This is a genomic window from Candidatus Limnocylindrales bacterium (assembly GCA_035571835.1).
Lineage (GTDB): Bacteria > Desulfobacterota > Binatia > UBA1149 > CAITLU01 > DATNBU01.
Map to the genome: position 1 here is coordinate 15,404 of DATNBU010000024.1, position 13,751 is coordinate 29,154.

At 66.5% G+C, this 13,751-nt stretch carries 13 protein-coding genes; 12 read left to right on the plus strand and 1 reads right to left on the minus strand.

What is annotated here, in order from left to right:
* Positions 1 to 25 precede the first annotated feature (25 nt).
* The 12 genes from rpmE to VN634_09690 all read left to right on the plus strand — a co-directional run bounded on the left by rpmE (position 26) and on the right by VN634_09690 (position 12,171).
* On the plus strand, positions 26 to 244 hold the full coding sequence (gene rpmE, locus VN634_09635) for a 50S ribosomal protein L31 (protein HXC51132.1): 219 nt from the start codon (positions 26 to 28) through the stop codon (positions 242 to 244).
* A 93-nt stretch (positions 245 to 337) separates the two neighbouring features.
* Positions 338 to 1,408, plus strand: coding sequence for a peptide chain release factor 1 (gene prfA / locus VN634_09640; GenBank protein HXC51133.1), 1,071 nt, complete (start codon positions 338 to 340; stop codon positions 1,406 to 1,408).
* The gene (gene prmC / locus VN634_09645; GenBank protein HXC51134.1) at positions 1,405 to 2,280 is read left to right on the plus strand and encodes a peptide chain release factor N(5)-glutamine methyltransferase; all 876 of its coding nucleotides are present in this window, start codon (positions 1,405 to 1,407) and stop codon (positions 2,278 to 2,280) included. The genes prfA and prmC overlap by 4 nt, the downstream gene beginning before the upstream one ends.
* Positions 2,281 to 2,306: 26 nt before the next feature.
* Positions 2,307 to 3,572, plus strand: coding sequence for a UDP-N-acetylglucosamine 1-carboxyvinyltransferase (gene murA / locus VN634_09650; protein ID HXC51135.1), 1,266 nt, complete (start codon positions 2,307 to 2,309; stop codon positions 3,570 to 3,572).
* 3 nt (positions 3,573 to 3,575) lie between these two features.
* Complete coding sequence (gene hisD / locus VN634_09655; GenBank protein ID HXC51136.1) at positions 3,576 to 4,946, plus strand: histidinol dehydrogenase; 1,371 nt, start codon at positions 3,576 to 3,578, stop codon at positions 4,944 to 4,946.
* An 86-nt stretch (positions 4,947 to 5,032) separates the two neighbouring features.
* Positions 5,033 to 5,764: an imidazoleglycerol-phosphate dehydratase HisB gene (hisB, locus tag VN634_09660; protein HXC51137.1), complete on the plus strand. Its 732-nt coding sequence runs from the start codon at positions 5,033 to 5,035 to the stop codon at positions 5,762 to 5,764.
* Between the two features lie 10 nt (positions 5,765 to 5,774).
* Positions 5,775 to 6,404, plus strand: coding sequence for an imidazole glycerol phosphate synthase subunit HisH (gene hisH, locus VN634_09665; protein HXC51138.1), 630 nt, complete (start codon positions 5,775 to 5,777; stop codon positions 6,402 to 6,404).
* Positions 6,405 to 6,462: 58 nt separating this feature from the next.
* Positions 6,463 to 7,203, plus strand: a complete 741-nt coding sequence (hisA, locus tag VN634_09670; GenBank protein ID HXC51139.1) for a 1-(5-phosphoribosyl)-5-[(5-phosphoribosylamino)methylideneamino]imidazole-4-carboxamide isomerase — start codon at positions 6,463 to 6,465, stop codon at positions 7,201 to 7,203.
* A 19-nt stretch (positions 7,204 to 7,222) separates the two neighbouring features.
* A complete protein-coding gene (gene hisF, locus VN634_09675; GenBank protein ID HXC51140.1) occupies positions 7,223 to 8,080 on the plus strand; it encodes an imidazole glycerol phosphate synthase subunit HisF in 858 nt (285 codons plus the stop codon).
* Between the two features lie 25 nt (positions 8,081 to 8,105).
* Positions 8,106 to 9,302, plus strand: coding sequence for a CoA transferase (locus tag VN634_09680; GenBank protein HXC51141.1), 1,197 nt, complete (start codon positions 8,106 to 8,108; stop codon positions 9,300 to 9,302).
* Positions 9,303 to 9,525: 223 nt separating this feature from the next.
* Positions 9,526 to 10,557: a hypothetical protein gene (locus VN634_09685; protein HXC51142.1), complete on the plus strand. Its 1,032-nt coding sequence runs from the start codon at positions 9,526 to 9,528 to the stop codon at positions 10,555 to 10,557.
* 189 nt (positions 10,558 to 10,746) lie between these two features.
* Positions 10,747 to 12,171: a metallophosphoesterase gene (locus tag VN634_09690; GenBank protein ID HXC51143.1), complete on the plus strand. Its 1,425-nt coding sequence runs from the start codon at positions 10,747 to 10,749 to the stop codon at positions 12,169 to 12,171.
* 57 nt (positions 12,172 to 12,228) lie between these two features.
* On the opposite strand, the gene VN634_09695 is transcribed toward VN634_09690, so the two are convergent.
* Positions 12,229 to 13,647 carry a hypothetical protein gene (locus tag VN634_09695; protein ID HXC51144.1) on the minus strand — a complete coding sequence of 473 codons (1,419 nt, stop codon included), beginning with the start codon at positions 13,645 to 13,647 and terminating at the stop codon, positions 12,229 to 12,231.
* Between the last annotated feature and the right edge of the window lie 104 nt (positions 13,648 to 13,751).

Genomic DNA, 13,751 nt, shown 5'->3' on the forward strand with positions numbered 1-13,751 from the left:
TTCCGGCTGCGGTAGCGAGGACGTCATGAAGGCAGCCATCCACCCCCAGTACAACGAGATCGAGGTCGTCTGCGCCTGCGGCGCCACCTTCAAGACGAGGTCGACCTCGCCCAAGGTTCACGTCGAAATCTGCGCGGATTGCCATCCGTTCTATACAGGCAACCAGAAGATCCTCGACACGGCAGGCCGCGTCGAAAGGTTCCGGCTCAAGTACGCCAACGTCAAGCCCGCGGCCTCCAAGTAGCGGCGCACAGACGGAGACTTTCGAAGAGGGCCGGAGGAAACTTCGGCCCTCTTCGTGTTTCAGCCCGGCCGAGGTAGGGCCGCTGGAAAGCCCATGCTCGACAAGCTCGCGCAAATCGAACGCCGCTTCGCAGAGATCGAAGCGCAGGTCGCAGACCCCGAGGTCTTCAGCGACCAGGGTCGTTTTGCGAAGCTCATGCGCGAGCGCTCCGATCTCGACGAGATCGTCAGCGTCTATCGCCGCCGCCGCCAGACCGAAAGCGAGCTCGAGCAGGCCCGCGCGTTGCGCGAGGACGGCGATCCCGAGATCCGCGAGATGGCGGCCGGAGAATATCGCGAGCTCGAGGCCGCGCTCGAAGCGCTCGACGGCGAGCTTCGCATGCTGCTGGTGCCGAAAGACCCGCTCGACCAGCGCAACGCGATCTTCGAGATCCGTGCGGGAACCGGCGGCGACGAAGCGGCCCTGTTCGGCGGCGACCTGCTCAAGATGTACCTGCGCTACGCGCAGGAGCACGGCCTCAAGACCGAAATGCTGAGCGTCAGCGAAGGCGGCAAAGGCGGCGCGAAGGAAGCGATCCTGATGATCTCGGGCAAGGACGCCTACGGCCTGCTCAAGTTCGAAGGCGGCGTGCACCGCGTGCAGCGCGTGCCCGACACCGAATCGCAGGGCCGCATCCACACGTCCGCGGTCACCGTCGCGGTTCTTCCCGAGGCCGAGGAAGTCGACGTCCGTCTCGAAGACAAGGACGTGCGCGTCGACGTCTACCGTTCGTCGGGTCCGGGCGGGCAGTCGGTCAACACGACCGATTCGGCGGTGCGCGTCACGCACATTCCGTCGGGCCTGGTGGTCACGTGCCAGGACGAAAAGAGCCAGCACAAGAACAAGGCGAAGGCGCTCAAGATCCTGCGCTCGCGCCTGTTCGACCAGGAGATGGCCAAGCAGCACGCGGAGATCGCGGCCGATCGCAAGGCGATGGTGGGATCGGGCGACCGCTCCGAGCGCATCCGCACGTACAACTTTCCGCAGAACCGCGTGACCGACCACCGCATCAACCTGACGCTGTATTCGCTCGATGCGTTTCTGGCCGGCCAGATGGACGACATGCTGAGCGCGCTGCGCGCGCACTTCCAGGCCGAAGCGCTCAAGGCCGAGGCCGCGCTATGAGCGCGCCGCGCACGCTGCTCGAGTACCTGCAGGTCACGGCCACGTTCCTGGCGAGCAAAGGCATCGACGGCGCCAAGCTCGATGCCGAGCTGCTGCTGGCCGAAGTGCTCGGGATGACGCGGACGCAGCTCTACACCAATTTCGAGCAGCCGCTCGGTGCGGCCGAGATCGGCCGTTACCGCGACCTGGTGCGGCGGCGCGCGGCTCGTGAGCCGGTGGCCTACATCACGGGTCGCCGCGAGTTCTGGTCGCTCGAATTCGACGTCGATCGTCGCGTGCTCGTGCCGCGTCCCGAAACCGAGCTGGTCGTCGAGCTCGCGGTGGATGCGCTGCGGACGCGGCCGGATGGCGACAGCGGCGCTGCGCTCGTTGCCGACATCGGCACCGGTTCGGGCGCGATTGCAGTCGCAATTGCCAAAGAGATGAAACATGCGCGCGTGATCGCAACCGACCGCTCCGAAGCGGCGCTCGAGATCGCACCGGCCAACTCGGCTCGTCACGGTGTGTCCGACCGCATCGAGTTCCGGCTCGGCGACGGCTGCGCGCCGCTTGCCGGCTGCGGCCTGTTCGATGCGATCGTGTCCAATCCGCCGTACATCCGCAGCGAAGAGATGCGCACGCTTCCGCCCGAAGTCGGACAGTGGGAGCCGCGCTGGGCTCTCGAAGCCGGCGCCGACGGCATGGATGTCACGGCGCCGCTCGTCGACGACGCGTTCGAGATGCTCGCTCCCGGCGGAGTGCTGCTGGTCGAGGTCGGCACGCAGTCGGCGCGCGTCCGCGAACGTTTCGTCAGCCGTGGTTACGACCAGGTCGTCGTGCGGCGCGACCTGGCCGGAATCGATCGCGTGGTCATGGGTCGAAGGCGCGCGTAGCGGGATACAGGCAAGGGCATCGGACAATGGACAAGCTCGTCATCGAAGGACCGAGTCGCCTGGACGGCGACGTCGAGGCCGGCGGCGCCAAGAACGCCGCGCTGCCGCTTCTGTTCGCGAGCCTTCTGACCGACGAGCCGTGTCACCTGTCGAACGTCCCGGACGTCGCCGACATTCGCACGACGATCCGCCTGCTGCAGAGCCTCGGCGCGCAGGTCGAATGGCCGACGCCGTCCGAGTTCGTCATCGACTGCTCCGCGATCGAAGGGCGCGAAGCTCCATACGAGCTCGTGCGCCGGATGCGTGCGTCGTTCCTGACGCTCGGGCCGCTGCTCGCGCGCTTCGGCGAAGCGCACGTCTCGCGTCCCGGCGGCTGCGCGATCGGAGCGCGGCCGATCGACATCCACCTCGAAGGCATGAAGAGGCTCGGCGCCCGCGTCGAGCTCAAAGGCGGCTACGCCGACGCAAAAGCGAAGCGGCTTGCGGGCGGGCATGTGATCTTCCCGATGCCGTCGGTCGGCGCCACCGAGAACGTGCTGATGGCGGCGTCGCTCGCCGACGGCGCGACGCGCATCGAAAACGCCGCGCGCGAGCCGGAGATCGTCGATCTGGCGGCGGCGCTCGTCAAGATGGGTGCGAGGATCCGCGGCGCCGGCTCGTCGGTGATCGAAGTCGAAGGTGTCCCCAAGCTCGGCGGCTATCGACACGAGGTGATTCCCGATCGCATCGTCGCCGGGACGTTCCTGATCGGCGCGGCGATGACCGGCGGCGACGTCTACGTGCGCGGCGCGAAGGCCGAGCATCTCGAAAGCCTGCTCGAAGCGCTGATGCGCGCGGGCTGCCAGGTCGACATCGACACCGGCGGCGTGCGCCTGAAGATGACGCAGCGGGTTCGCCCGGTCAGCATCGTCACGGCACCGTTTCCGGGCTTTCCGACCGATCTGCAGGCGCAGTGGACTGCGCTTCTGTGCGTTGCCGACGGCCGCGCCGAAGTGCACGAGCGGATCTTCGAGAATCGTTTCATGCACGTCTCGGAGCTCGCGCGCATGGGCGCGGATGTAAACGTTCTGCCGGGCGGGCACGCCGTCGTTTCGGGCGTCGAACGATTGTCGGGCGCACCGGTCATGGCGACCGACCTGCGCGCGAGCGTGTGCCTCGTGCTGGCCGGCGTTGCGGCCGAGGGCCGCACCGACGTGCTGCGCATCTATCACCTCGATCGCGGCTACGAGCTGATCGACGCCAAGCTCGCGGCGCTCGGCGCCAACGTGCGGCGCGAGAGCGGGGGAGACTGAGCGATGAAATCGATACGCACGGCGAGGTCAGCGAGATCGGCCAGGTCCGCGATGTCCGGCAATCCGGCGCGGGGCGCGGGAGAAACCGCGCGCCTCAAGCCGCTCGCCGACGGCAGCAAAGCCGCGCGCGAGCAGCTCGCGGCACTTGCGCAGCGCGGGCAGGGGCCGCGCGGCGTCGAAGTTGCCGTCCGCCGGATCCTCGACGCGGTCCGCAACGACGGCGACAAGGCGATCGTGCGCTTTACCGAGCAGTTCGACGGCGTGCGCCTTTCGCCATCCGCATTCGAGATCACGCCGAAAGAGATCTCGGCCGCGCGCCGGCGCCTTGCGAAGGATCTCGTGCGAGCGCTCGAAGCCGCGCACGACCGCATCCGTGCGTTTCACATGCTCGAGCGCGAGAAGAGCTTCGAGCGCAACGAGAAAGGCATCCGCACCGGGATGCGCCTGACTGCGCTTGCCCGCGCCGGCGTCTACGTGCCGGGAGGCAAGGCGGCGTATCCGTCGAGCGTGCTGATGAACATCGTGCCCGCAAAGGTTGCCGGCGTCGCCGACATCACCGTCGTTACGCCGCCGGGCCGTGACGGGATTGCGGACGCGGTGCTGGTGGCTGCCGGAATTGCCGGCGCGACGCGTGTGCTTCGGATCGGCGGCGCGCAGGCCGTTGCCGCGCTCGCCTATGGGACCAAGACCGTCGCGCGCGTCGACAAGATCGTCGGCCCCGGAAACATCTACGTCGCGACGGCCAAGCGCCTGGTCTTCGGCGAGGTCGACATCGACATGGTGGCCGGGCCGAGCGAAGTGCTGATCATTGCCGACGATTCGGCCAATCCGGAGTGGGTTGCCGCCGACATGCTCGCGCAGGCCGAGCACGACGAGCTGGCCGCATCGATCTGCATCACGACGTCGCAGCAGCACGCGCGCGACGTGGCGCGCGCGGTCGAGCGCCAGTGCAGCGAGCTCCCGCGGGCGTCGATCGCGGCCCGCTCGCTCGAGCGTTTCGGAACGATCCTCGTCGTCGAGAGCCTCGAGCGTGCCTGCGAGATCGCCGACGAGATTGCGCCCGAGCACCTCGAAGTGTTCACGCGCCGGCCGAAAAGCCTGGTCGCGAAGCTGCACAACGCGGGTGCGATTTTCGTGGGATCGATGACCACCGAATCCATAGGCGACTACGCGGCCGGGCCGAACCACGTGCTTCCCACCGGCGGCTCGGCGCGCTTCGCATCGCCGCTCGGTGTCTATGACTTCGTCAAGCGAACCAGTATCATCGAAGTCGATCGCGCCGGCTTCGAGCGGCTGGCGCCGACTGTCGTACGACTGGCCACCGCCGAGGGCCTCGATGCCCACGCACTGGCCGTGCTGAGACGGATTCCATAGGCAACGACGCGCAAGCGCTGCCTGCCGCACAGGACGCGAGAGCATTGCCGGCGACTTCCGGCGCAGCAGACGACGGAGAGGAAAAGATGGCGACAAGCAAAAAAGCCGGAACCAAAGCCAGGACTCAGGCGAAGGCCTCGCGCAGGAAGGCGTCCGCAAGCGCGGCCGTGCGCACGAAGGCCCCGGTCGTGGCGCTGCGCAAAAAGCGCGGCCGCGCAGCTGCCGCGTCCACAGAAGTCCGCCGCGCCGAGGTTCTTCGCGAAACCAGCGAGACGCGGATCTCGGTGCGCGTGGCGATCGAGGAGCCCGGCTACCAGGTGACGACCGGCGTTCCGTTTCTCGATCACATGCTGGAGGCGCTGTCGCGGCACTCGAACATCGGGCTTGCCGTCGAAGCGTCGGGCGACACGCACATCGACGACCACCACACCGTCGAGGACGTCGGCCTCGCCATCGGCGAAGCGATCCGGCGCGCGCTCGGCGAGAAAGCCGGCATCTATCGCTTCGGTCATTTCGAGGCTCCGCTCGACGAAGCGCTGGTCGCGGTGACGGTGGACCTGAGCGGGCGTCCGTACCTGGTCTACAACGTCGGGCTCAAGCCGCAGCGTGTCGGCACCTTCGACGTCGGGCTCGTCGAGGATTTCTTCCAGGCGCTGATGACGTCGGCGGGCATGAACCTGCACATCAACGTGCGCTACGGTCGCAATCCGCACCACATCATCGAAGCGACGTTCAAGGCGTTCGCGAAAGCCCTGCGGATGGCATGCGCGCTCGACGCGCGCGTCGAAGGCGTGCCGTCGACGAAAGGATCGCTCTGAAGGAAGGATCGTGATCGCAGTCGTTGATTATGGCGTGGGCAACCTGCGCAGCGTCTCGAAGGCGCTCGAGAAAGTCGGCGCCGACGTGCGCGTGACGTCATCGCCTGCCGAGATCGACGCGGCCGATGCCGTCGTGCTGCCGGGCGTCGGTGCGTTCGCGCACTGCATGGACAACCTCCGGTCGGCCGGCCTCGAGCCGGCGGTGCGCGCGGCCGCGGCGTCGGACCGGCCGTTCCTCGGAATCTGCGTCGGCATGCAGATCCTGTTCGAGGAGAGCGACGAGTTCGGGCGCGTCGAAGGTCTCGGCATCCTTCCCGGCCGCGTGCGCAGGTTCGAGCCGCGCGACCATGCGCTCAAGGTTCCGCACATGGGATGGAACGAGCTCGACATCAAGCGGCGTGCGCCGCATCTCGAAGGCCTCGCGCCAGGTGTGCGCGTGTACTTCGTGCATTCGTACTATGTCGAGACGCCGGATCCGTCGATCATCGCGACGTCGACGCGCTATGCCGTCGAGTTCGTGTCGAGCGCGTGGCGCGGCAACATCTTCGCGACGCAGTTTCATCCCGAGAAGAGCCAGGCCACAGGGCTACGCATCCTCGAAAACTTCGCCGGGCTCGTGGCTGCGCGCCGCGCGGCATGACGACAAAAACCCTGCTTTTCCGGAGCCCGGCGCAACACGGGCTCTTCACAGGACCGACGTGCTGATTTTACCGGCAATCGACATCCGCGGCGGGCGCTGCGTCAGGCTCGTGCAGGGCGATTACGCGAAGGAAACCGTCTTCGGCGACGACCCCGCCGAGATGGCCGAGCGCTGGCTCGCCGAAGGCGCCGAGGCGATCCACATCGTCGACCTCGACGGCGCACGCGACGGTACCGCAACCAACCGCGAAGCCGTGCTCGCGATCCTGCGTACGGCGCTCGTCGCAGGCCGCGGTGTCGTCACCGAGCTCGGCGGCGGCATCCGGACCCTCGTCGACGTCGAACGCTGGCTCGAAGTCGGCCTTTCGCGCGTCATCGTCGGCACCGCGGCAGTCGAGGATCCGAACTTCGTCGGAGAGGCGGCGCGCCTGTGGCCGGGCCGCGTGTGGGTCGGCATCGATGCGCGCGGCGGCAAGGTTGCCACGCGCGGCTGGATGGAAACCACGTCGGTCGATGCGACCCTGCTCGCGCGGGACATGGAGTCGCGCGGCGCGGCCGGCATCGTCTTTACCGACATCGAGCGCGATGGCACCGGAAAGGGAGTATCGGTTGAATCGACCGCGCGACTCGCCGAAGCGCTGTCGATCCCGGTCATCGCATCGGGCGGAGTTCATTCGGCGAACGACGTGACGCGGATACGCAGCGTGGCATCGTCGGGAATCGAAGGCGTCATCGTCGGCCGCGCGCTCTACGACGGCGACGTGCGGCTTTGCGATCTGCTTGCAGCTGCCGCAGGCTGAGGCGACCGGAAGAACCGCAATGCTCGCCAAACGCATCATCCCGTGTCTCGACGTCAAGGACGGGCGCGTCGTCAAAGGCGTCAATTTCCTCGGACTGCGTGACGCGGGCGATCCGGTCGAATGCGCCTCGCGCTACGACGCCGAAGGCGCCGACGAGCTGACGTTCCTCGACATTACCGCAAGCCACGAGAAGCGCGGCATCATCCTCGACGTGGTCCGGCGCACGGCCGAGCAGGCGTTCATGCCGCTGACGGTTGGCGGCGGGGTGAGAACCGTCGACGACGTGCGCACGCTCTTGCACGCGGGCGCCGACAAGGTCTCGATCAACACTGCGGCCGTTTCGGATCCCGATTTCGTCCGCACGGCCGCGCGGGCATTCGGCGCGCAGTGCATCGTGGTTGCCGTCGACGCGCGTCTTCGCGCGGGGCAGACGAAAATCGCATCGGAAGCCGAAGGCGGAGGCGTGAGCGGCAAACCTCCGTGGGCTGCGCGCTACCCGGAGCTTCTCGTCGACGAATCGACGGACGAAGGCTGGGAGATCTACACGCACGGCGGACGGCGTCCGACCGGCATCGACGCCGTGCGATGGGCCCGCCGCATGGAAGAGTTCGGCGCCGGCGAGATTCTTCTGACGAGCATGGACCGCGACGGCACCAAGGCCGGATACGACGTTGCGCTGACGAGCGCCGTCGCCGAAGCCGTCGGAGTTCCCGTCATCGCGTCGGGCGGAGTCGGAACGCCGGCGCACATGTTCGACGGGCTCACGGCGGGCAAAGCCGACGCCGTGCTCGCGGCTTCGATCTTCCACTACGCCGAGTATTCGATCGGCGAAGTGAAGGAATTTCTCGGACAGCGCGGCGTCTGCGTGCGCGTCTGACATCTCTACAAAGGCGGAGGCAGCGATGGCAGCTCTCGAGGGACTTCGGATCGTCGATCTCACCCAGTGGGAAGCGGGAACCTCCTGCACCCAGCTGCTCGCCTGGCTCGGCGCCGACGTGATCAAGGTCGAGCCTCCCGAGGGCGAGCCCGGCCGGCGCCTGATCTCGGAGCGGCCCGACGCCGACGCGATCTACTTCCTGATGTTCAACTCGAACAAGCGCTCGGTCACCCTCAACCTGAAAACCGAGCGCGGCCGCGAGCTGCTGCGGCGTTTCATCTCGCGCGCGGACGTCGTTGCCGAGAACTACGCGAACGGCGTGCTCGAAGAGCTCGGCTTCAGCTACGACGCGATGAAGGCGATCAAGCCCGACATCATCCACGCGTCGGTCAAAGGCTTCGGATCGTGGGGACCGTGGGCCGACTACAAGAGCTTCGACATGATCGGGCAGGCAACCGGCGGCGTGCTGGCCGTGACCGGCACTCCCGAGACGCCGCCGCTCAAACCCGGCGTTACGTTCGGCGATACCGGCGCAGGGCTTACGCTCGCGGTCGCGGTGCTGGCGGCTTACATCGAACGGCTTCGCACCGGCCAAGGCCAGTCGGTCGAAGTGTCGATGCAGGACGCGATGTTCAACTTCATGCGCTCGGCGCTCGTCGCGCACTATCTGACCGGCGGTTTTCCGGCGATGCGGTACGGCAACCGCATGGGCCTGCTGTGCCCGACCGATCTCTATGCGACCAAAGGCGGAGGCCCGAACGACTACATCTACCTGATGGTCACGACCGCCCGCATGTGGCACGCGGTGCTCGACGTGATCGGTCGCCCCGACCTCAAGGGCCACGACGACTACGAAATCCAGCGCGATCGCGGAAACCACTGGGACGAGGTTTCGAAAATGATCGGCGACTGGACGGCCGGCCACGACAAGTTCGAAGCGATGCGCCTCCTTGGTGAAGCCGGCGTGCCGTGCGGTGCGGTCATGGATACGGCCGACCTGTTCCAGAGCGAGCATCTTCGCGCGCGGGGAATGATCGCTCGCATCGACCATCCGGTGCGCGGCAGCCTCGAGCTGCCTGGCTCGCCGATCAAGATGGGCGGCGGCGCCGAGACGGCAATCACCGCATCTCCGCTGCTTGGCCAGCACACCGACGAAGTGCTCGCCGAGCACGGTTTCAATGCGGACGAGATCGAAGGCCTGCGGCAGAGCGGAATCATCTGATCCGGACAGCGGCGGGCTGGCTCCCGCCTTTCCGCGCCCCGCGCCAGTGCTGCCGCCTTTTCGGGCAGCCGACGCTCATTCGATTGGTGTCGCGTATCACATGTGACGCCAAAAGACTTTGTCCATGATCAGTGATCCGTTGGCGTTAACTTCGCCGGTCCGTGAATCTCCTCACCGCAACAGGAAGCGGGTGTCCGCTCGCTCATCACTCAGGAGAAACACGATGAAAGGATTCAAGTCGACAACAATCGGGGCGGCTGCCTCTGCGGCAGCCATTGCACTTTCTCTGACGTCGCCCGTGGCTGCGCTGGCCGACGGCGGCACCTACGACATCCAGATTCCGAACCGGAAGGGATTCGCCGAGGCAACCACGCAGGACGGCGCGATCGTCTCGTATATCGGCGATTCCAACACCACGTTCGGCTCGTCCGGCTCGGGTATCTTCGATTCGTTCGTGCGTCTTCAGGGCGCGCCGACCGAGCAGGGCTACAACACCGACGGTGCGGTCCAGTTCAACACGAAGGCCGGCACGTTCACGCGCTCGATGCTGGTCAGCGAGATTCCGCTCGTGACGGTGAACGGCAACGAGTACTGGGAGATCTTCTGCGATACCAATGAGGGCAACAGCGCGAAGAAGGTTTCTCTCGACAAGTTCGAGGTCTACTTCACCGACAATCCGGCACTGACCGGCTACCCGTTCGCACTGACTCCCGAGTACGCATTCGACGGCGCGATCCTGATGAACGACGTCAATCAGGGATCAGGCCGCGGCGACCTGCGTTACCTCGTTCCGGTGAGCACCATTCCGCCCGGTTGCGAGTACGGCTCTGTTTCCGGATGCGACACGTACTTCGTGCTGTATTCGAAGTGGGGCGGAACGTTCCCGAGCGAAGGCGGCTTTGAAGAGTGGAAAGTCAAGATCTACGAGACGTCGATCACGACGTCGGAGCAGGACTGGCTTCCGAACGACACCGCCTCGGCCAGCTGGACGACGGACACCAATCTGAGCGGAAGCTTCTCGTTCACGCTGTATGACGGCCCCGACTGCGGCGCGACCGGCAACGGAATCCTTCGCGATACGGAGACGATTCCGTTCACGGATGCGGCCTCACCGGCGACTGCCTCGACGACCAACACGACGGTCAAGGTCACCCAGAGCGCGGTGGTTTCGTGGAAGGTGGTCTTCAGTCCGACGACGGGCGGCGTGCTCGGTTCGCAGCACTGCGAAACCTCGGATCTGGTCATCACGAACTGATCGGACCGCCGTTCGATCCTGCCCGTACGCGGCGGGCTCCGGTCCCGGAGCCCGCCGCAACTTTCCGTCCATACTGCGACTCATTCGAGCCGCGCACGGCAATCCAGCTCCGTGCCTGGCGGCAAAATCTGCCGTCCGTTCGCATCACGAGTTGAAATGACTTCGATGCCGGGGTGTATCGGGTGCAGGGTGACTGCGCCCAGGTTCACAACGGCACTTCTGCTGGCGGCGACGTTCTTCGTCAGCGCATGCACGCATCTCTCGCCGTATTACCGCGCGGGACGCATGACGCTGGTTCCGCCGTCGGCCGCGGCCCAGGTCGATCATCGCCTGCTGCTCGTCGGCGACGCCGGCGATGCGGATCCGAACGGCGAGCCCGCGCTCGAGATGCTTGGCCGGCAGGTGCGCCTGCTGCCCGATCGTACGACCGTCGCGTTCCTCGGCGACAACGTCTACGAGCGCGGAATGCCGGAGGCCGGCGAGTCGGTTGCTGCCGACGAAGCGGCCGAAGCGGCCAACGCCGTTCTCCCGAAAGTCTTCGACAGCCGGCACCAGGCCGAGCGTCTGCTCGATGCCCAGATCGATACCGTCCGCGATACGCCGGCGGAGGGAATCTTCATTCCCGGCAATCACGACTGGGACCCGTTTGCAGCCGGAGGCTGGAAGCGCGTGCTCGAGCAGCAGAACTACCTGAAAGCGGTTTCGAAGATGAGCCCCGGCGTGAACGTGCGCATGGTTCCCGAGGGCGGATGCCCCGGGCCGGTCGCAATACCGCTCGGCAAGCGCGGAGAGCTGATCGTGCTCGACACCGAATGGTTCCTCGAGCTGGCGATCAAACACGACCAGCCGAACGACAAGCCCTGCCCGGAGAACAATCCGACCGGCTGCGAGTGCACGACGGAACAGGACGTCGTCAAAGCGCTCATCGCGGAGCTTCGCGAGGCGGCGAAGGAGGGACGCTGGGCGGTCGTGGCTGCGCATCATCCGCTCAACAGCGCGGGGCCGCACGGCGGCTTCGTCGAACCGCTCACGCATCTGTTTCCGTTGCGCTTCATGCGGCACTACCTGCCGTGGTACTTCGAATGGATTCCGATGCCGGTGCTCGGAACCATGGCGGTCCTGGCTCGCCAGCATTTCTCCCCGAGCCCGCAGGATGCCTCGAACGCAACCAACATCCACCTGCGAACGCTGCTGCGCGACGCGATGGCCGAAGCCGAAAAGCAGGATGCGCCGACGCTCCTCTATGCCGCCGGGCACGATCACAGCCTGCAGGTCTTCAAGACCGCGCGCGGCCCCCGCTACACGGTCGTGAGCGGGCTCGGCGCGACGTCGCGATCTTCGGAAGTCGGCTCGACCCACAACACGCTGTTCGCGCATTCGAGCCCGAAACACACCGGCTTCATGCAGGTCGACTTTCTTCGCAGCGGAGAAGTGCGCCTGTCGGTGTTCGAATCGGAGAGCGGCAAAGGCGACGCCGGCGGGGAAGTCTATTCGCTCATGCTCGCCGAAGCCGGCTCGCCGCGCGGCGCGCGCAAGGCGATCACGAGCGAGGGGCTATGGAAGCGCGCGAGAAAACGCGCGTCAGCGGTCTGGCACAAGATCGACCGCGACTGATGCGGCGCCGGCGCCGCATGCACCCGCATTGCATCCGTCGCGCGCGCTCGCGGAACCTTACTTCAGCGCTGCGCGGAACTTCTTCCCGTCGTTCTTCGCTGCGTCGGTAAACGTGGATTGCCAGCACATCCCCTGGCCCGCATCCGAAACGTTGAACAGCTGGACGACGACCGCGGGATTGAAGCTCAGAAACCGCTCGCTGCTGACGGGAGTCGGCATCGGAGTTTGCGGGCCTTGCGCGCTGAGCGCGATGGCCGCCTTTCCGTCGGGTCCGGAATCGAGACCGAGCCGCTTGATGCCGTGCATCGCCATGCTCCTGTCCCTGTAGGTCCAGCTGCACTCTCCGTCGCGATCGTGAATCTGCCAGATCGCCGTCGCAGGCAGATGGAAGTCGGACGCCAGGACGTACTGGCCGCTGCCGACGGCATCGAAGATGCACATCTCGTAGACGGAGTCCTGGTCCGGTGCCCCGAAGTCCGCGCAATCGGTGGTCTGGCCGTGATCCCACTTCCAGATCGCCTTGCCCTCGTGCGCGGTCGACAGCAGCAGGCTGGAGCCGGACGCGGTCAGGCAGCCGTCGGTCGGAGCGACGACGTATGAGCAGGCTCCGCTCTGGAGGTCGCAGTCGTTGCGCGTGCACGGGTTCGCGTCGTCGCACAGCGGCGCGCCGTCGTTCGGACATACGCCCGACGCGCAGAAGCTGTCGCCGTGACAGAGGTCTCCGGCGCACTGCGTACCGTCAGGCTGAACGTTGGTCCTGCAGGTGCCGGCGCCGTTGCACGTATCGGCGAGGTCGCACGAGGTCTGCGCTGCGCTTCCGCACGCTGCTCCGGACGCGTCGAACCGGCACGCGGGCGAGCAGCAATCGCCGGCGAGCGTCTCGTGGTCGTCGCACTGCTCGCCGGAGTTCAGGATGCCGTTGCCGCAAAGGTTGCAGCCGGAGACGATCGCCGCGCACGTGTCGGCGTTGCAGCACTCCTGCCCGGCGATTGCCGGATCGCACGCTTCGCCGGGATCGACCGTGCCGTTGCCGCAAAGACTGCAGGTGACGGAAAGGCCGACGGTGAGTGGAATCGAGCTGCCCGCAGTGTTGTTGTGTGCGGTCACCGTGACGGCAAAGTCGGTTGCGCTCACGGCATCGCTCGACAGAAACGTGCAGCGGCTCACGGGACCCGGCGCGGCGTGCGGGGAATTCGCGATCCAGCCCTGTCTGAGGATCTTCGGCGAAGACGCGTCGTGATCGGATGGAGCGTAGAGCGCGCCGGACGCGAGGTTCGTGCAGTGCACGCCGGCATCGGTGCCCGAGAAACGGCCGGTCGAATACGCGATGTCGAACTGCAGCGCGCCCCAGTCGGCATCCGAGGTCACGTTCGAGACGACGTCCCAGTGCGTCGTGCATGCCGCGGTCGCGCGCACGCCGCATGCCGCCACAACGGCGGCGGAAATCGCGATGGAAAGTGTGAAATGGCGGCGCATCGGGATGCTTGCGGGTCGGGCGCTCGAAGTCCGTAGGGCACAACCGGCGCTGTGTCCAACCCGCGTCGGACCGCGCGTCGAACCCAAAGAGGCCGCCAGGACTT